Here is a 19,205-nt window from a genome sequence, read left to right on the forward strand (position 1 = left end):
TCGCGGCCGATCTACTGGTTCGGTGGAGGCGAGGGTCTGCCGTGGTTCACAGCGTGAATCGGGTCACGCTCGTCCCGGCGGCCCGGAGCTCCTCGTCGGTCGCGGCGGCGACAGTGATCTGGTTCTCGCCGTGTTCGATCGCCAGCGACGCCTCGAACGAGCCCTCGCTGGGCGTGACGTACGCCGTCTCCGAAGGCGTCTTGACGGCGACGACCGCGGCGTCGGTCCGCCCAGCCACGATCAGTTCGTCGCCCATAAACCGCGTACTGACCTGCAGTCGCGGTCCGTCGGGGCGCTCGCGTTCGACGTAGCGCTCGCGGAGGACAGCGGGCATTTCGACCGGCTGGCCCTTGTCGATGCCGTGAGCGAGCCGAACGAACTGCGCCATCGACCACGCCAGCGGCGTCGCTGCGCCGGTTCCCTCGCCGAACGCCCAGTTGTACTCCGTGCTGTGCTCGCGGTCCCAGACCTGCTCGGAGAGCATCCGCCCGGAGTTAGCGAACCCGGCCATCGTCTCCAAGAGATTCTGCGGCGCGAGCAGTCCCTCTTCGGTCCCGTTGAGCAGTTCGTACTCGCCGCGCTCGCCGGTGAAGATCGGCCAGAGTCGACCCTTGCCTTTGGCCTCGATCGACCACGGCGCGCCCTCGTCGTCGCGCTGGCGCTCGCCGTAGCCGTCGCCGTTGTAGCGGTAGAACGCGGGCCCGTGCGGAGTGTCGACTCGGAGGGTCTCGTCGACCTCCGTGACCGAGTTCCGGATCACCTCGTCGTCTGTGGGCTTAATTCCCAAGCGGGTGAGTTCGAGGAACCCGGCGTCGATGATCTCCCGCTCGTCGAGCGTCGGCCCGTTGTTCGCCAGCGTCCGCAGGTGTCCGGCGTCGGGCTCGCCGTCGCGGGTGATCCGAACGTAGTACGGCGTGTGCGTGTGTCGCTCCGTGCCCGTCTCCGTCGCCGTCCACTCCTCGACGCGATCGGTCCAGTCGTCGGCGAGCGCCTGCCAGATGAGCGCGTCGGCCTCGTGGCCCTCCTCGGAGGCGAGATCCGCGGCACAGGCGAGTCCGGCGATCTCAGCCGCGATCGACGACGGAGAGTAACCCGCCTCTTCCTCCCAGCGCTCTTGGGCCGTCGGCGGCCCGTTGCGCGCGACGTAGTCCGCCGAGCGCTTGACGTTGACGTAGTCGTACTCGGCCTCCGAGAAGTCGACACCGCGCTGTCGGAGCGTCCACGCCATCACCTGCGGGAACGAGATGTTGTCCATCTGCTCGCCGCCCCATCGCGTCCGGCCGTTCAAGTAGGTGTTCTGGGGGATGAACCCGCGGTTGTCCTGCTGGTAGCGGTAGATGTACTCCAGCGCGAGCCGCGCCGTTTCGAGGTCGTCGACCGCCTCGAAGACCGTGAACACCTGATAGAGGTCGCGCGACCAGACGAAGTTGTAGCCGTAGCCCTTCGCCTCCTCGGCGGTGACGGCCTCGCCCCACGGCACCGACGGCGAGGCGATCCCCGCGCCCAAGAACGTCTTGTCCTCGACCGCGCGAAGACACATCAGACACGTCTTGTACTGCTTCGCGAGCGCCTCGTCGGCGACGACGGACTCGGGAGGTTCCTTGTCCGCGAGGAAGTCGTCCCACGAGTCGACGTAGCCGCGCTTGACCGTCTCGAAACCGCGGCTCAGCGCGCCCGCGGCCTCACCGAGCGCCGCAGCCGTGTCGGCGTTCTCCGCGAACCCGACCGCGAGCCGTTCGCTGTGCTGCGTTCCGCTCCCGATTCGCCCGACGAGGACGACGCTCTCGTCGTCGACGCTGTCGATCGGCGTGGGCGACGAGCCGTCCGTGAACAGCTCCGAGAGGTACGCCGACCCCGCGACGCCGACGGTCGCCCACTCGAAGCGCTCGGCGGCCGCCATCGCGGCCGCGACGCTGTATTCAGTCCCGTCCTCGTCGATGAGCAGCGGTTCGACGTCGCCCTCGTGATCGTACGCGCTGGCGTCGCGCGCGACGAGGTGATAGCCCGCCGCCCCGCCCAGTCTGAGACCCCGATCGGTCGATCCGGTGTTCGTGAGCGACGTGTCCGCGACGGCGTACAGTTCGTACTCGTTGTCGTCGCGCGCCTCGAACGAGACGTCGACGACCAGTGCGTCGTGCTCGGGATCGGTCACGTACTCGGCCGTGAGCGTCCACTCGTGGCCCCGGCCGTCGCCGGTTTCGGCGATCTCGTGGCGGAACAACAGCGCGTCGTCGTCGACGATCTCCGCCCGTCTGTCGATCGTGTCGTTATCGTCGTCGCGACGCGTCTCGTTGTGCGTACGGGCCGTGTACGTCGCCTCGTCGCTGGCGTCGACGACAAGGAAATCCAGCGTCCGGAGGTTCATCAGATCGACCCGCGGGAACCTGACCTCCGTCAGCGATCCCTCGGTGAGCGTGAACCAGACGCGGGAGGGGTCCTCGCTGGTGTGATCGGCGACCGTTCCGACGCCGTACTTCTCGCCGGTCGTCCAGCGCGGCCGACTCGCCGGACCCGACGGCGCGGGTTTCGGCTCCGGCAACGCGTCGTGTTCGGCCAGCGCACCCGTCAGCCTGATCCGCATCGCGTGCGACCACGCCAGCGGCGTGGCGCTGTCGGGCGTCCCGTCGTCGAACACCTGTTCTGCGAGGTAGCCCGCACCGGAACAGAACGGTCCGTCGCGGCCGAGGAGATCGTACAGCTCGGTGGCGCGCTCCAAAAACGCCGCTGCCGACTCGGGCTCTCCGTGAACCTCCAACATCGATGCGAGCTCGACGGCCGCGTTCGCGCCCCACGCCGTCGCCACCGACCACACCTTCTCGTTGTCCTGCTCTGCACTCCGCCAGTAATCGCCCTCGAAACGGATGAGCCCGGCGACGTCGCCGTCGTCGGACTCCCGATAGAGGTCCGCGAGCGCGGTTTCGACGTGCGTTTCGAGCCGGGAGACGGCTTCGGGCGTGAGCCCGTCGAACCGATCGACCTCGTCGTAGGCCGCGAACGCCTCGACGAGAGCGAACGAGCCCGAATCCAAGCGGGAGTCGAGTCCGCCGTCCTGTAGCCGGAGCGCGTACACCTCGTAGTCGTCATCCCAGAACCGATCGAGCGACTCGAAGACGGTCCGTGCCCGCTCGGCGGCGTGATCTCGAAGTTCCTCGCCGACCGGCGTTTCGGCGACCGTCGCGTACGCTTGGAGGAAGGTCGCGGCGGTGTGGACGAACCGACCGATCATATTCTCCCACGCGTTCTGACACGGTCTCGGGAGGCCGTCGGCCTCCAGTTCGTCGTCGAGCGCGTCGATCCCGTCGCTGACGGCTCGCCTGAACCGCTTCTTCTGGCTCGCGTCGAGCGACGACCGGCGCTCGCGCAGGAGCGTCGCGAGGTACGTGACGGCGCTCGCGGTCTGATCCGACTGGTGCTCGGGCCCGTCGGCGTTCTCGACGCGCGCGTTCGCCCAGCCCGGGGCGAGCGACCCGTCGATCGCCCACACCCGGTGCGGCCACGACCCGTCGTCGAGCTGGGTGTCACAGAAGAACGCGCCGATCCGTTCGAGCCGATCCGTCGCCCCCAAACCGAGCTGATCGTCGGCGTGCAGCAGATGGCGCGCGCACTCCGACTCGTCGCGGAACCACGTGTAGCCGTATCCGCCCGAATGCGTGTAGAACGGATCGAACTCCGGGCCCGCGATGTGCGCGCCCGACGGGGCAGTCAAGAGCGATAGCGCCCGCAGATCGGAGCGGACCGACTCCTCTCGTGGTGCCGTCTCGGGGACCGAAACCTCCGCTCGCGACCGTGCGGCGGCGCGAATGTCGTCGGCGCTCGTGTGTTTCAGCGCGCAGTGCCGCAGGTCAGAGAGCGCCTCCTCGCGTTCGACCTCCCCGTGATCCGACAGCTGCGTCACGATCGTCGTCCGGACACCGCGGTCTTCGCGTTCGAGCGGGGCCGAGACGACGATGTCGCCGCTGAGGTGGGTGTCCTCGTACCGTTCGAGCACGGCCTCGCGTGGGAACTCGAACGCGTCCGAAGAGAGCATTTCCTCGAACCGCTCGGGGATCTGCCCGCGGACGTCGTCGAGGCCGGTCGAGGCCGTGACGTAGTCGTGTTCGCTCCGGTGGAACACCTCGACGGCCTGCGTCCCGTTCGGGCCGCCGTCCTCGTGGATCAGCCGCCCGACCTGGGTCTCCCGTCCTTCGGGCGCGAGCGTCAGAAAGGCGGTCAGGTGCGCGTCGGTGGGGATCGCACCGCGGAGTTCGACGTGCGTGACGTGCGCTCGACCGAGCGTCAGGTCGTACTGGTGGACGGTGTACGATCCCGCGTTGTACTCGGTCTCGACGAGGCTCGTCTCCCGGTAGTAGTGCTGTCGCACCTGTTCGAGGTCGTCGAACCACCGCGTCTCGCCGTCAGCCTCGATGGCGAACCGGGACCGATCGATGCCGTACAGCCCGGAGAGGGCCGAGGAGTAATCCCGCAGTGAGCCGTGTCCGTCCACGTGAACGAGGCGGTCGCCGTGCCCGGAGAACGCGCCGTCGGTCGTGGGCACCTCGCCCGGAAATCGACCGTCGCGGTCGCGCTTGTACTCGTTCAGCACGGTCCGAAGTCTCATACACACGGACCAGTGTCCCCACGACATAAGTATTGGCGGATGCGGTTCTCCCGCTCGCAGAAAACGCACGATCGATGGGGAACAACGCACCGAAAACGCGTATCCGCTCGCGACGGCGGGGCAAAGACAAAGGTGCGATATCCCGTTCGAACCCATATGGACCATCCAGGACCGCCCCGATTCGTCGCGGTGGGGGACGCCGTCCAACTCGCCCCCCGTGACCCGGACCCGGCGGCGACGTACGCGTGGCGCGTGCGGAGCGCCCCCGCGAGCAGCGCGATCGAACTCCCCGACGACGAGCCGGTCGTCGAGTTCGTCCCGGACGCGCCGGGGACCTACGAACTCGAACTCGACGCACCCGACCGAACGCACACGCTCACGATCCGGGCGTTTCCGGGCGACCTCGCTCCCGCGGGGATTCGAGGGGGGAGGAGCGGCGCGAGCGGGCTGAGCGGCCACCAGAGCGGACCCGCTCCGCCGACCGGCGAGAGCGGCGGCGTCTCCGGGTCGGGCTCGGGTACGCACGCGCGCTCGACCGGCGGCGGTCGCCCGCGACTCCAACTCCACGGTTCCGTCGAGGGCGACGAACTCGTCGTCCGCGCCGACCCGCGACTGCATCCGGACAGCGACGCCGACCGCGACGACGTCGTCGTCGAGTTCCTGCTGGACGACCGCGACGACGTCGACGATCGGCAGATCGCGAGCGAGGGATGGATACTGCGGATTCCGACGGCCGCGGTCGAGAACCGCGTGCGGGTCCACGCGGTCGCCATCGCTGACGCCTACAGCGTTCCGGACACGATCGAATTCTCGAGAGAGGCCGTTCCGGACGGGGGAAACTCGGGAGGAACGGTTACGGTCACTGACGAGACCCACCCGGACGGCGGCGCACTCGAGGAATCCGGGTTCGAGGTCGTCCGACCCAACGACCCGCCGGAGTGGGCGCGAGACGTCACGCTGTATGAGATCTACGTGCGCGGATTCGACAGCGACGAGGGAAGGGAGTCTGACGGGTCGGCATCGGACGCGGCGGACTCCGTCTTCGCCCGGATCGAAACGCGTCTCGACTACTTGGACGACCTCGGCGTCGACTGCCTGTGGTTGACGCCCGTACTCGAAAACGACCACGCGCCGCACGGCTACAACATAACCGACTTTTTCTCGATCGCCGAGGACCTCGGCGACCGCGAGGACTACGAGCGGTTCGTCGAGGCCGCACACGACCGCGGGATGGCGGTCCTCTTCGACCTCGTGTTGAACCACTCCGCGCGCGATCACCCGTTCTTTCGGGACGCCTACCGCAACCCCGACTCCGAGTACTACGACTGGTACGACTGGCGGGAGGACGGCGAGCCCGAGACGTACTTCGACTGGGAGTACATCGCCAACTGGAACTTCGAGAACCTCTCGGTTCGCCGGCACCTCCTCGACGCCGTCGACGAGTGGTTCGAGGTCGCCGACGGCTTCCGATGCGATATGGCGTGGGCCGTCCCCGACACGTTCTGGAAGGAACTCAGAGAGCGGGTGAAGTCCCGAGACCCCGACTTTCTGCTCCTCGACGAAACGATCCCGTATATCGCCGACTTCCACGACGGGATGTTCGACGTCCACTTCGACACCACGCTGTACTTCACGCTGCGGCAGGTCGGCCGCGGCGACGCCCCAGCCGACGCGATCCTCGACGCGGTCGAACAACGCGCGGCGGTCGGGTTCCCGCCGCACGCGGCGTTTATGCTCTACCTCGAAAACCACGACGAGACGCGCTACGTCGTCGAGTGCGGGGACGACGCGACGATGGCCGCCGCGGGCGCGCTCGTGACGCTTCCCGGGGTTCCGATGCTCTACGGCGGCCAGGAACTCGGCCAGCGCGGCCGCCGCGACGCCCTCGCGTGGGAGGACGCCCGCGAGGACTTCCACGCGCACTACGCGCGGCTCCTCGAACTCCGCTCGGAGATCGACGCGCTCGGGTCGGACGGCTCGATCGATCGGATCGACTACGATGCGCAACCCAGTTCCGACACAGCGTCCGGCTCCGAGGATGCGGGCGACCGGGTCGTCGCCTTCCGACGCGCTCGCGACGGCGACGCCTACGTCTGCGTCCTCAACTTCGGCGAGTCGCCCGTGACGGTATCGCTCTCAGAAGTCGACGTCGATCCCACCGACCTCGTCTCTGGGGAAGCGCTCGCCACGGCCGAGGGGCTCGAAGTCGACGACGTCGCCGTGTTCCGTGCAACCTGACCGGACGCAGGAAACGCCGAAGCGGACCGAACCAAAACCCACAGATTCGAGTCACTCCGGTCCGTACGGCCACGTAGTGACCGATTCGTACGTCTGCCCGCACTGCGGGCGCGTGGAGGAGCGCCCCTACCGAGTCCGACTCATCATCCTCACGTGTCCGGACTGCGGCGAAAACGGCAGATTCCTCCACGAATCGCTTGTCGACCAGCTCGACGACGTCCCCGAGACGCAGCGTCCGGAGGACTGGACCGAGATGCCGCTCGACGAGCGCTTGCAGTACGCCGTTCGGGAGGGGCTGCTCGATATCGGTTTCACTGGGCCGATCTGACGTCGCCGGGAGGAACCGTCCCTGCGGTCGGGCGTAATCGTCCCTGCTGCTGGACGTAACCGGTCCCCGGTTTCGGGGTTACGACGCGGCGCGAGCGTCCATCTCCACGGAAACACCGTCGACGTAATCGCCATCGGGACCGACCCACGTGCCCTCGTAGCCGCATTCGGTCGTGAGCCGACAGACGCGCGTCTCCGGCGGCCAGACGACGCGAACGCCCTCCTCACCGTTGTCGACGGTTACCTCCTGTCGGTAGGTGACGCTCGACCCGCCGACCCCGACGAACGTCACCACCAGATCGACCTCCGCGCCGTCGTCGGCGAGCGGGACGCTCCGCCAGCGCGACCCGCCCTCGTATCTGAGGTTTTCGACTCGTGCCGCGTCGGGACCGATCGTCCACTCCACGGTCACGGTCTCGTTCGAGCGGTCGGTTCCGCTCGACCGCGCCGTCTCGTTCGAGCGCGCCGCGTCGGGAACCGAGTAGCGGGCGTACCCCTCCGGCGTTTCGACTCTCACGCTCACGCTCTCGGCGGACGCGGGGACGCCGACCGCCGTCGTCGCGCTGACCGGTTCGTCGAAGACGCGGAGGCGCTGGATCTCCGGGTTCACGGGGTTGTACGCGCCCGTCCAATCGCCGCGGTAGGTGAACCGATACGGCGTCCGGTTCATCGCCGCCAACACGTCCAGATCGCGCTCGGGGCTCCCGTCGGTGGCGTACACCACGTCGCCGTCGTAGCCGGAGCCGTACCGGAGATACTGGAACGGGTGGGCCTGCCAGTCGCCGTACGGGTCGGGGGTGAACACGAGCGCGTCGTCGAAGTCGCGCCCCTCGAAGGGCTCGTAGGTCGCTTCCAGACTCTCCGTCCGCCGCTCGTTGGCCGCGAACGGGTCGTCGAGAACCGCTCGCTCCGCGGAGGCGACGACCGGCGCGGTGACGATCAGCCCGACGAGGACGAGGAGTCGCGCGCGTCGTCGAGAGAGTCCCACGCCGAGCTTTCGTCCCCGTTCGCTGAGCAGCGAGACCGCCCCGCGGCAGACGAAGGCGACCCCGGCCGCCCCGAACACCGCGACCGGAACGAGCGCGTCGAAGTGGTAAAACGGCCCCAAGAGGTCGATGAGGCCGTTTCTGAGACCGTTGTGCGTTCCCCAGAAGTACGCCTCACCGAGGAACACCGCCGGGAGCACCGCGAAGAGGACGACAGCGACCTCGCTCTCAGACATCCCGCTCGCGGGGTCGAATCGGGGTCGCGATTCGGCGTCGTCGTCGAGGAGGCCCGCCGGAAGGAACCGATCTCGCTCGCGCCAGACCGCCGCGAGGACGCCGACCGCCGCGAGGGCGGTTCCGATCGTCCCGGCGGCGACCCACTCGGTGAAGAAGTCCTCGGTCACCCTCGCCGTCACGTCGGCGGCGAGTTCGGGCGTGTACTCGCGCTCGTAGTTGAGGATCTCTCGCGTCCCGAACCCGATGCCGTCGTTCGGCGCGAAAGCGGCGTATGGGAACGTCAGCACGTCCCCCGTCACGACCGCGTTGTACGCGAGCGTCAGGCCGACGAACGCCGCGCCGGGAATCGCGATCGCCAGCGATCTCGCGAACACGGTCCGATCGCGCACCTGCCAGTCACCGAGCCGCGGGCTCCAGCCCGATCGCCGCCACGAGACGCCGAGCGAAACGAGCGTGTGTGCGATAAACGGAAGTGCGAACAGGACCGCCGTGTACGGACGGGCGAAGAAGGCGATCCCGATGGCGACGCCCGCGCCCGCGCCCCACCGCCGACTGCCCGTCCGCGCGGCCCGAACGTACGCGACCGCGAACGCGACGTTCAGGGCCGTCGTCGGCGCGTACGAGAGGAACGTCGACGACGTGAGGAGGAACAGCGGCGACCCGGCGAGGAGGGGAATCGAAAGCAGACCGACCCGGCGATCGAACGCGGCCGATCCGAGGAGGTAGACGCCCGCCGCGGTCCCGGCGGCGACGAGTCCCAGCGCGATGTTCCAGTCGCCGAGCAGCCGGCCGACGGCGAAGACCGCCGGCGCGACCGGGGAGTACTTCCCGTACATCCGAACGTCGCCGCCGACCTCGTCGACGACGAAGAACCACGGCCTGACGGCGTCCCACGGAATCGCCCCCGGCCGGAGGAAGAGCTTCCCCTCTAAGAGCATCGCGGCCTGATAGAGGTAGACGCCCTCGTCGTCGTTGACGGAGTGGTAGGCGAAGAGATCGATCGCCAGCTCGTAGACGAGCACGCCGACGGCGAGCGTGAGAAACGCCGCGAGAACGCGCTCGGGACGTTCACACGCGGCGACGCCGACGCGTCGAAGGAGCGACCGCATTCGTCCGGAAACGCCCGAGTGTGGTCGCCGAGACACGATTCAGTCGCCGTAGCGGGAGTCGTCTTCGGGGCGCTGCTCCCGCGGGAACCACGCGAGCTCGTGGTCCGCGTCCAGTTCGAGATCGACCGGGCCGGCATTGGGGACGTCCTCGTCGTGGTTGTGCATGCACTGGATCGACTCCCCAGTTTCCAATTCGACCTCGTAGAGGAACGTCGGACCCAGATACCGCCGGGCGACGACGCGCCCGCAACTGGATTCGACGCCCTCGCAGTCGAGCGACCGGACGCTCACGTCGTCCGGGCGGACGAGCAGGTCGATTCGCGTGTGATCGTACTCCGGGGCGAGCCCGTGGATCTGCTCGCGCGGGACCGTCCCGAGATCGGTCTCGACGACGTCGCCGGAGACGTAGCCGGGGACGAAGCTGGCGTATCCTAAGAAGGCGGCGACGAACCGGGATTCGGGGTGCTGGAAGACGCCCTCGGGCTCGCCGATCTGCTCGATCTGGCCGTCGTTCATCACGGCGACGCGGTCGGAGATCGACAGCGCCTCCTCTTGGTCGTGCGTCACGGAGACGGCCGTCACGCCGGTCTCCTTGATGATCCGTCGGACCTCCTCGCGCATCTCCACGCGGAGGTCGACGTCGAGGTTCGAGAACGGCTCGTCGAGCAAGAGGATCTCGGGTTCGGGCGCGAGTGAGCGCGCGAGGGCGACGCGTTGCTGTTGACCGCCGGAGAGTTGATCCGGGTAGCTCTCGCCCTGATCGTCGAGGTCGACCAGTTCGAGGAGTTCGTCGACGCGCTCGCCGACCTCGTCGTCGGGACGGTCTTTCAGCCCGAAGGCGACGTTCTCGCGCGCCGTGAGGTGGGGAAAGAGCGCGAACTCTTGGAAGACGACGCCGACGCCGCGCTCCTCCGGCGGCACGAACGTCGACCCCGACACCGACGTCCCGTTCAGCCGCACCGCGCCGGTGTCCGGGCGTTCGAGCCCCGCGACGAGCCGCAGCGTCGTCGTCTTCCCGCAGCCCGAGGGCCCCAACAGGGTCAGAATCTCGCCCTCGCGGACCGAAAGCGAGAGGTCCTGCACGACCAGTTCGGAGCCGTAGGACTTGCCGAGCCCGTCCAGTTCGAGCACGACGTCGGCGTCGGCGTCGACAGTCGACGGGCCGGGGAGCGACTCCGTGTCCGCTCGTCGTTCGCCGTCGTCGTCGCCGGTTTCGATCCGTTGCTCCGCGTCCGACTCCACCGCAGCCTGTGTGCTATTTGACATCGTATCCCTCCTGTCTGAGTATCACGAGCATCGAGAGTCCAGAAACGAACAACAAGACCAGCGCCGGAACCGCCGCCTGTCCGAAGTACCCCGATTCATACGCTGTCCAGATATGTGTGACCAGCGTGGTAAAACCCGACGGTCGCAAGAGCAGCGTCGCGGGCAGTTCCTTCATCGTCGTCAGGAACACGAGCGCCGCGCCGCCGAACAGCCCCGGCGCGACCAGCGGGAGCGTCACGTAGCGGAACGCGCCCGCCGACGTCTGCCCGAGCGTGCGTGCGGCCTCCGGGAGCGCCGGGTCGACCGAGAGGAACGACGCCCGCAGCGACCCGACCGACTGGGGCAGAAAGCGGATCACGTACGCGAACACGAGGAGATACAGCGTCTGGTAGATCGGCGTCGCGTACTGGCTGCCGAAGAACACCAAAGCGAGGCCGAGCACGACGCCGGGGACCGCGTAGCCGACGTAGCTGACCCGCTCGAACGCCGCCGGGAGCAGTCCGTCGTATCGCGCCGAGAGGTACGCGATCGGAATCCCGGCCACGACGGCGACGGCGGCGGCCGCGGCGGCGACGGTGACGGAGTTCAGCGCGTAGGCCCACTCGAAGGCGAGCGACTGGTTCACCGTCGCCGAGGCGGTGCCGAGCCACGAGAGGAGGATCGCCAGCGGGACGACGAGCGCGAGTCCCGCGACGAGCGCCGCGAACCCCATCGCGGGATAGCGCCACGCCCCGAGCGAGACCGCGGCGCGGGAGCGCCCCCCGGCGGTCGTCCGCTCCTCGCCGCGAACGCGGGACTCGAGCCACAGGATGAAGAGCGTCACCGCGACCAGTTGTAAGGAAAGCAGCGTGGCGGTGTCGCGGCCGAACGTCCCGAACTCGACGAAGATGACCCGCGTGAACACGTCGTAGCGCATAATCGACGGCGTGCCGAAGTCCGCGAGGACGTACAGCCCCGACAGCAGCGCGCCCGCGGCGACCGCGGGGCGGATCTGCGGGACCGTCACCCGCCGGAACGTCTCCCAGCGATCGTGTTCGAGCGTCCGCGCCGCGTCGATCAGCGTCGTGTCCATCGACTTCAGCGCCGCTCGCGCGGTGATGTACACGTACGGATAGGTGTACAGCGTGAGGATCAACACGGTGCCTTCGAGGCCGTAGATCTCGGGGATGCGCTCGACGCCGATCGGGGCCAGAAGCCGTTGAAAGCTCCCCTGTGGACCGAACGCCGAGACGAACGCGAACGCCCCGACGTAACTCGGAATAACCAAGGGAAGAGAGACGATGATCGTCCAGAACCGGCGGAACGGCAAGTCGGTTCTGACCGTCAGATACGCGAGTGGGACGCCGATGAGTACGCAGGCGGCCGTCGTCAGTGCGACGAGGAACGCACTGTTGAGAAATACCTCGAGCGTCGTCGGCCGCGTGAGAAGCGCAATCGCCTCGTCGACGCCGACTTCCAAACCCGTCTTGACGAGCCACAGGACCGGCAGCAACACCGCGGCCGCCACTGCGGCCGCCGCGACCGACACGCCGAGCGGGAGTTCCGACTCTTCGCCGCCCTCGTCGTCCGCCGTCGTCCGGTGCTCTGTGGCCATCGTGAGGTCTCTTCTCCGTCGCCGGAGGCCCCGAGATCAGAGGACGCCCGTCTCCCGGAGGAGTTCGATCGTCGTCTCGAGGTCTGACAGTTGTGAGAGGTTTAACTCCTCGGGCGGGTTCAACTCGTCGATCGTCGGGAGCCGACCGATGGGCTCGACTTCCGGGACGAGCGGGTACTCGAACGTGGTCCGCGCGAAGTAGTCCTGCGCCTCAGCCGAGAGCAGGTGCCGGACGAAGTTGGCCGCGAGCGTCGAGTCCTCGGCGGTGTCGAGGACGCACGCCCCGGCGACGTTGAACACCGCGCCCGCGTCGTTCTGTGTAAACGCGGTCGAAAGCGGGGCCGACTGGCCGCGTCGAGCGAGCACGCGCTGGATGTAGTAGTGGTTCGTCAGTCCGGCCGAGATCTCGCCGTCGGCGACCGCCCGGGCGATCTGGAACTCGTCGCCGTACTGGCTCACCCCGAGGTCTTGCATTCCGGACAGCCACTCGCGGGTGGCGTCTTCGCCTTCGAGGACCCGCATCGCCGTGATGAACGCTTGGAACGAGGAGTACGTCGGGGCCCAGCCGAGTTCGCCCTCGAATTCGGCGGTCTCCGGGAACGCCATAATGCTGTCGGGGATGTCGGACTCGGAGAACGTGTCCGTGTTGTACGGAACCGACCGCGCGCGCCCGGAGGTACCAATCCACGAGTCGTCGGGGGATCGGAAGCTCTGGGGGACGAAGTCGAGGACCTCCTGTGGGAGCGGCTGCGTCCGGTTCATATCCGCGAGCGCGCCCAGTGCGCCCGCGTTCACGGAGTAGAAGACGTCGGCGGGGCTGTTGTCGCCCTCGATGTCGATCTGGTTGACGAGCTCCGCGGCGGAGTTGTACTGCGGGCGGACCGTGAAGTTCGGATACAGGTCCTCGATGAAGCCGACGAGCTCACCGACGAGCGCCTCTCCCCGCCCCGAGTACAGCGTCAGCTCGCCTTCGAGGTCGGGCATCTCCGACATCGGGACGCCCGAGAGCTCGCGACTGCCGAAGGGCGACTGCCCGGATCCGATCTGTTCGGGACCGCTTTCGCCTCCGGCGGATCCGCCGTCTTCGGTTTCGGTCTCGGTTCCGTTTCCGTTATCTCCCGGCGTGTTACACCCTGCGACTCCGACGATGCCCGCGGCGGCCGCCGCCTGCAGGAACCGACGGCGCGTTCGGGGCGTTCCGTGTTGTTCGTTCATAGTTGATTTAGGCTTACCTAAAATTTATATACCTTCCGATACGGTTCAGTCGTCCGCGACCGCGACCTCGGGTTCCCGACCTTCCACCGCGCCCAGTTCGTCGAGACAGGCGAGCCAGTCGAGCCAGTACTCGCCGCAGTGGTTCAAGAACGCGCCGTTGTTCCACTCGGAGAAGTCACCGTCCGCGAACGCGCGTGCCATCACCTGTGCGGCCTCGGTCCACGAGTCGGCGTCGTCGCCGACGGCGTCGACGACCTCCCAGACGTGCTCGTTGAGTTCGAGCCCCGGGACCTCGTTGTTCAGGTCGTCGAACGTCGGTCGCGGGGCCTTGTTGTGCTCACAGAGGGGGTAGCCGTTGACGACGTCCTTCTCGAGGAGGTCGGCCGCGCGCTTGAGGAACACGCCCGACCAGATGTCGTCGAACCGGCCGACGTCCCAGTCGTTGTCGTCCATCGGGAGCTGGTAGAACGCGGGGATCACCTCGCGCTCGAAGGCGAGGTTCATCGAGCAGACCGTGAGGTACTGTCCGGGCTCGGCGACGAAGTCGCCCTCGAAGTCCGCCTTCTCCGTCCGCGTCTGCGCCTGCCCCTGCAGATCGCCGTCCATCAGGATTCGGACCGCGTCGAGGTCCGGAACGTTCGTCCACAGTCCTTGCGAGGCGACGACGTCGGTGAGCTTCTCCGTGCCAACCTCGACGTCCTCGTCCATCGCGGAGTACGGATACCCGCGGGGGTACAGGCCGTGCTCGTCGGCGTGCTGATAGAGGACGTTCACCCAGCGCTCGTCGCTCGCGACGGACTCGACCTCGTCGGTCCGGTCGAGGTTCGCCATATGGCGGCCGAAGAAGTCCCACTCGTCGTGCGGCAGCGTGTCGTCGTCGATGAACACGCCGCGCTCGAAGCGCGGGTTATTCCACATATACAGCAGTCCGAAGCTGGTCTGGGCGTGCGATGCCGCCGGAACGAGGTGCGAGAACGACGAGAGACCGTGTTTCTCGAACCACTCCTCGCGTCGCGATCCGTCGTAGACCGCGCCGTCGACGCCTTCTTCGTCCAGCATCTCCTCCATTGCATCGACGTCACAGAAGTTCTCCGTGACGAGGAGCACGAACAGTCGATCGAGGTCGAACCCGTGCCCGCGGGCGTTCTCGAAGTACTCCCGCATACACTCGTACTCGCGGATTGTCGGTACCACGACGCAGACGTCTTGGCTCATCGACTGCAACTATTTAGGCAAGCCTAAAAGTTCTGTCGCTCTGCGGTCGTCTCTCCGACGGCGCGAAACGACACGTTCTTTCTGCCGACCCGCTTCGGTCCGGGCGTGACGCAAACGGACGCAATAGCGGACCTCGCTGTCGGGGTTCGCGCGGGTCTCCTGCTCACACTCTCGGCCGCCGTCGCGTGGCTCTCGGGAGCGCCGGCCGTCTTCCCGAGCCTCGGTCCCACGGCGTTCGTCCTCTCGACCGCCCGGAGCGGACCGACCGGCCGCGTCGTCGTCGGGGGGCACGCCATCGGCGTCGCCGCCGGGCTGGGAACCTATCTCGCGATCTCCGCGGTCGTTCCCGTTCCCGACTCGCCGCTGCTGTTCGATCCGCCGTGGCTGGCGCTGAGCGGGATTCTCGCCGTCGTGCTCACGACGACCGGTATGCGGTTAACTAATCTTGTCCACCCGCCCGCGTGCGCGACCACCCTCATCGTCGCGCTGGGACTGCTCGAACCGCTCCCCGCTGTCGCCGTCGTGATCCCCGCGGTGGTTTCGCTGCTCGTCGTCGACCGCGCGCTCGACGGCTCGCTGCGGCGCTGATCGGTTCCGGCGGTTCGGGAGGTCTGTAACCGGCCGGTCCGGCGATCCCGAGAACCGTGACACTCATTTGACGGGCTTCCCACGTTCGGCTATGCGAAGCCCTCCACTCCCGTACGCCGGCCCGTTCGCGGTGATCCTCTCGAACGTCGTCCTCCTCGTCGGCGTCTTCGCCTTCGGGTGGAGCGCGACCGTCCTCCTCGGGGTGTTCGTGCTCGAACTCGCGGCCGTGCTGTTCTGGGCCGCGGTGAAAATCCCGTTCACGGCCAAACGTCCGAACAACGCGATGGATAAGCACCGATTGCTGGGTCCGCTGCAGGCCAAGCGCGGCGGGACCGACCTGCCGGGACCGCTGCCGCCGATCTATCTCAGAAACCTCCCGACGCTCGTCGTGACCGTCGCCCTCCTCGCCCCGATGGAACTCGGGGTCGCGTTCCTCGTGTTCGCGTTCTCGGATCCGACCGTCACGGCCGAGGCGACCGGGCAAATCCTCCTCGGCGGACTCAGCGTCTTCGTCGGCCGCGGCGTCGAGACCTCGATCGACTACTTCCGCGACGGCGGCTACCGCGAGCACTCGCCGCGGTCGGTGCTGCTGGTGCCGTTCAAGCACTTCTTCGCCGTCGGGGCGCTCCTGTTCGTCGTCGGGCCGCTCGACGTCGACAGCACCGCGGTCTTGGCGCTGATCGTCGTTGGAAAGCTCCTCTACGACCTCCGGTCGCTTCAGATCGAACGCGACGATGACAGACGAGGACTGTTCTACCGGCTGTACGGCGGTAGGGAGACGGAGATCATCCCCGTCCCGGTGGCCGAGCCGGACGGCGAGCCGACCCTCCGCGTCCGCCCCGCGCGATCCAGCCGCGTCGTCGACGCCGTCTACCGGGGGCTGGCGTATACGGTGACAAGCGGCGTCGTCCTCCTGTACGCGATCGGCGCGCTCCTCGCGCTCTTCGCCCCGCTGCGGCTCGTCGCGTATCCGATCGCCGTGATTCTCGCCTTCGCCGCCCTTCGGGCCGTTTCGCGTTACCTCCGCTATGGGACGCTGGAGTACCGCTGTTACGACGGCGTGCTCGTCGCCTACGACGCGCTGCTCAACGAGCCCCAACACCGGATCGAACGCGGCGAGGTGGCCACGGTCGATGCCGACGCGGACCTCCTCGACCGGGTCTTCGGAACGTCGACCGTCGAGTTCGGGCGGGCGACGGACGAGGACTCGGAGAGACAGTGGACCGTTCCCGATCCGGAGGACGTCGACCGCGAGGAGATCCCCGAGTCGATGGTGCTCCCCCACGTCGAGAATCCGTCCGCCGTCGCCGACGCCCTCGGCGTCGCGTGGCAGTACGATCGTGATCTCACGCGTTCTGCGCGGTGACCGCGTCCAGCAACTGCACTGCCTCCGCCTTCGCGAGCGGATCGTTCGCGTTGCCGCAGTGCGGCGACTGGACGCAGGCCGGACAGCCGTCCGCGCAGTCGCAGTCCGAGATCATCTCCCGGGTCCGCCGGAGCAGCGTCTCGATCTCGTCGTACCCGCTCTCGGTCAGTCCGACCCCGCCGGGGTAGCCGTCGTACACGAAGATCGTCGACCGACCGGTGTGGGGGTGATGCGGCGTCGACAACCCCCCGATATCGCCGCGGTCGCAGAGGAACGACAGCGGAAAGAGCGAGATCATCCCGTGCTCGGCGGCGTGGATCCCGCCGTTGAAGCCGTACTCGCCGCCCATTTCGCGCATCTCCCGCTCGACATCGTCCGGGACGGTGAAGTACAGCGCGGTCGTCCGCAGCGTCGTCTCCGGGAGATCGAGCGTCTCCCGCCCGATCGCCTCGCCGCGGCGCGGATCGCGCCGCTCGAACCCGGTTATCCGCTTGCGCATCGTCACCTCCGCGAGGCGGACTTCGGTGTCCGAGCGGGCCGACAGCGGTTTCGCTCGCCGATCCGATTCGACGGTGATCGTCTTATCGTGGAGGACGCGCGTGTAGTAGTCGGCCCACGTTGGCTGAAGGACGGCGGTGTCGCGATCCAGATCGAGCTCCGTCACTTCGTAAGTCGTTCCCTGGTGGTGATAGATCGCCCCGCGGTGGGCGTCGCGCAGGGCGTCGGAGAACGATAGCGAGGAGACGACCTCGTTCGAGCGCGAGTCGAGGAGATCGATCTCGCGGTTCTCGATCGTCCGCAGGCTCATCTCGTGTTGGGGGCTTCCCCCGCCGCTGTGGAGCCAGCGAATCCCCGCGTCGGTCTCCCGGCGTTCGAGCCGTCCGGCCTCTGAGAGCGACGAGACGACGTTCGGGAACGACTCGCCGAAGTGGCGCTCGTCGCCGGTGTCGAGCCAGTTTTCCGCGGCCGCGCTCGCGACGTGGTCCGGGAGGAGTTCGGCGTTCTCCGGGTCGCAGACGGCGCGCTCGGGATCGCCGGCCCAGAACTCCTCGGGGTGGCGGAGCAGGTACTGATCGAGTTGGTCCTCACCGCCGACGAGCACCACGAGCGCGTCGTCGTCGCCGCGGCCCGCTCTCCCGGCCTGCTGGAACGCGGACATTCTGGTGCCGGGATAGCCGTCGATCAGGACGGCGTCGAGTTCCCCGACGTCGACGCCGAGTTCTAGGGCGTTCGTCGACCAGACGCCGCGAATCGACCCGTCGTGGAGGCCCGCCTCGATCTCGCGGCGTCGCTCGTGTTTCAGCGCCGCTTGGTACGCCGTCACCGACGCCGCCGCGTCGTGCTCGCCGCGCTCTCTGAGCTCTGCGGCGCTCTCGGTGGCGTAGCGTTCTGCGGTCTGGCGGGCGCGCGTGAAGGCGAGCGTCTGCAGCCCCCGGGACACGAGGTCGACGAAGAGGCGCTTGGTTTCGACGTGGCTCGACCGGCGGCGGCCGCTCTCGTTCGTCGGGTCGCCGTCAGACGGGGACGCAGTCGACGACTCACTGCCGTACTCCGGCGGATTCCACAGCAGCCAGTGTTTCGGTCCCGTCGCGCTCGCGTCCTCGTCGACGAGGCGGAACGTTTCCGCCTCCCGCCCGGTCACGCGCGCGGCGTGCTCCACCGGGTTACCGACGGTCGCCGAGCAGCAGACGTACTGCGGGTCGCTCCCGAACCGCTCGCAGATCCGATCGAGCCGGCGGAGCGTCAGGGCGACGTGGCTCCCGAAGACGCCGCGATAGGTGTGAACCTCGTCGATCACGACCGTTTCGAGCGATTTGAAGAACCACTCCCAGAGGCGGTGCGCGTGCGGCAGCAACGCGTAATGAAGCATATCCGGGTTCGACAGCAACACCGTCGGACGGCGGTCTCGGACGTCGCGCTTTTCGGACTTCGAGAGCCGCCCGGTGTACTGCTCGACGGAGACGCGGCTCCCGAAGCCGAGGCCGCGAGCCAGTTCCGAGAGCGTCTCCAGTTGATCGGCGATGAGCGCGTTCTGCGGGCCGAGATACAGCGTCCGGCCGCCGTGGTCCATCGCGCGCTCGAACGCCGGCGCGGTGTAGGCGAGGCTCTTCCCGCTCGCCGTCGGCGTCGCGAGCACGACGTTCTCCCCGTCGCGGACGGTCTCTATCGTCCGCGCTTGGTGGCGGTACAGTTCCTCGATTCCTCGATCTGACAGGGCGCTTCGAAGTCGAGATTCGAGCGCGACGTCGGCGTGCGAGGCGTCGGTCCCGTCGACCCGGCGGTGGTCGGCGATCTGATCGACGTAGTACGGTGGCGTCCTGATCCAGTCGACGAGGTCGTCGATCCCCGGGCGTTCGTCCACGGCTATCTGCTTCCTCGGGCGGAGTGACCCTCACCGTTACGGTCGACCGAGAACAGTGGAACCCGGAAGAACCCCGCGACTGTCCGGTACGGGGCGGCGGTCCAG

11 protein-coding genes are annotated in these 19,205 nt (G+C 67.9%); 4 read left to right on the forward strand and 7 right to left on the reverse strand.

The genetic code is table 11. The annotated features are described in order from the left end of the window. Nucleotides 1-46: 46 nt before the first annotated feature. Nucleotides 47-4,597, reverse strand: a complete 4,551-nt coding sequence (locus tag U5919_RS15390; RefSeq protein WP_336025436.1) for a DUF7997 domain-containing protein — start codon at nucleotides 4,595-4,597, stop codon at nucleotides 47-49. A 156-nt stretch (nucleotides 4,598-4,753) separates the two neighbouring features. On the opposite strand from U5919_RS15390, the gene malA reads away from it, so the two are divergent. Together malA and U5919_RS15400 are read left to right on the forward strand one after the other, a co-directional pair. After that, a complete protein-coding gene (gene malA, locus U5919_RS15395; protein WP_336025438.1) occupies nucleotides 4,754-6,835 on the forward strand; it encodes an alpha-amylase MalA in 2,082 nt (693 codons plus the stop codon). Between the two features lie 76 nt (nucleotides 6,836-6,911). Further along, nucleotides 6,912-7,163 carry a hypothetical protein gene (locus tag U5919_RS15400; protein ID WP_336025441.1) on the forward strand — a complete coding sequence of 84 codons (252 nt, stop codon included), beginning with the start codon at nucleotides 6,912-6,914 and terminating at the stop codon, nucleotides 7,161-7,163. A 78-nt stretch (nucleotides 7,164-7,241) separates the two neighbouring features. Here U5919_RS15400 and U5919_RS15405 read toward each other — a convergent pair whose 3' ends face one another. From U5919_RS15405 to U5919_RS15425, 5 genes are read right to left on the reverse strand one after another with little or no spacing between them, the layout of a single operon-like run. Then, the gene (locus tag U5919_RS15405) at nucleotides 7,242-9,494 is read right to left on the reverse strand and encodes a DUF7846 domain-containing protein (protein WP_336025443.1); all 2,253 of its coding nucleotides are present in this window, start codon (nucleotides 9,492-9,494) and stop codon (nucleotides 7,242-7,244) included. A 39-nt stretch (nucleotides 9,495-9,533) separates the two neighbouring features. Beyond that, the gene (locus tag U5919_RS15410; RefSeq protein ID WP_336025445.1) at nucleotides 9,534-10,760 is read right to left on the reverse strand and encodes an ABC transporter ATP-binding protein; all 1,227 of its coding nucleotides are present in this window, start codon (nucleotides 10,758-10,760) and stop codon (nucleotides 9,534-9,536) included. Further along, complete coding sequence (locus U5919_RS15415) at nucleotides 10,750-12,354, reverse strand: ABC transporter permease (RefSeq protein ID WP_336025447.1); 1,605 nt, start codon at nucleotides 12,352-12,354, stop codon at nucleotides 10,750-10,752. Before U5919_RS15415 ends, U5919_RS15410 begins: the two co-directional genes overlap by 11 nt. A gap of 36 nt (nucleotides 12,355-12,390) precedes the next feature. Next, complete coding sequence (locus U5919_RS15420) at nucleotides 12,391-13,569, reverse strand: iron ABC transporter substrate-binding protein (RefSeq protein ID WP_336025450.1); 1,179 nt, start codon at nucleotides 13,567-13,569, stop codon at nucleotides 12,391-12,393. A 45-nt stretch (nucleotides 13,570-13,614) separates the two neighbouring features. Beyond that, nucleotides 13,615-14,784: an alpha-1 4-glucan-protein synthase gene (locus tag U5919_RS15425; RefSeq protein ID WP_336025452.1), complete on the reverse strand. Its 1,170-nt coding sequence runs from the start codon at nucleotides 14,782-14,784 to the stop codon at nucleotides 13,615-13,617. Between the two features lie 105 nt (nucleotides 14,785-14,889). Here U5919_RS15425 and U5919_RS15430 point away from each other — a divergent pair, with 105 nt between their 5' ends. Both U5919_RS15430 and U5919_RS15435 read left to right on the forward strand, forming a co-directional pair. Further along, on the forward strand, nucleotides 14,890-15,372 hold the full coding sequence (locus U5919_RS15430; RefSeq protein ID WP_336025454.1) for an HPP family protein: 483 nt from the start codon (nucleotides 14,890-14,892) through the stop codon (nucleotides 15,370-15,372). Nucleotides 15,373-15,463: 91 nt separating this feature from the next. Then, entirely contained in the window at nucleotides 15,464-16,738 is a 1,275-nt protein-coding gene (locus tag U5919_RS15435) for a DUF6498-containing protein (protein WP_336025455.1), read from the forward strand. On the opposite strand, the gene U5919_RS15440 is transcribed toward U5919_RS15435, so the two are convergent. After that, the gene (locus U5919_RS15440) at nucleotides 16,719-19,082 is read right to left on the reverse strand and encodes a DEAD/DEAH box helicase (protein ID WP_336025612.1); all 2,364 of its coding nucleotides are present in this window, start codon (nucleotides 19,080-19,082) and stop codon (nucleotides 16,719-16,721) included. The two genes, U5919_RS15435 and U5919_RS15440, sit on opposite strands and share 20 nt — an antisense overlap. Nucleotides 19,083-19,205 lie beyond the last annotated feature (123 nt).

Origin of the sequence: Halobellus sp. LT62 (genome assembly GCF_037031285.1) — an archaeon.
In the GTDB taxonomy this organism is placed as follows: domain Archaea; phylum Halobacteriota; class Halobacteria; order Halobacteriales; family Haloferacaceae; genus Haloquadratum; species Haloquadratum salinisoli.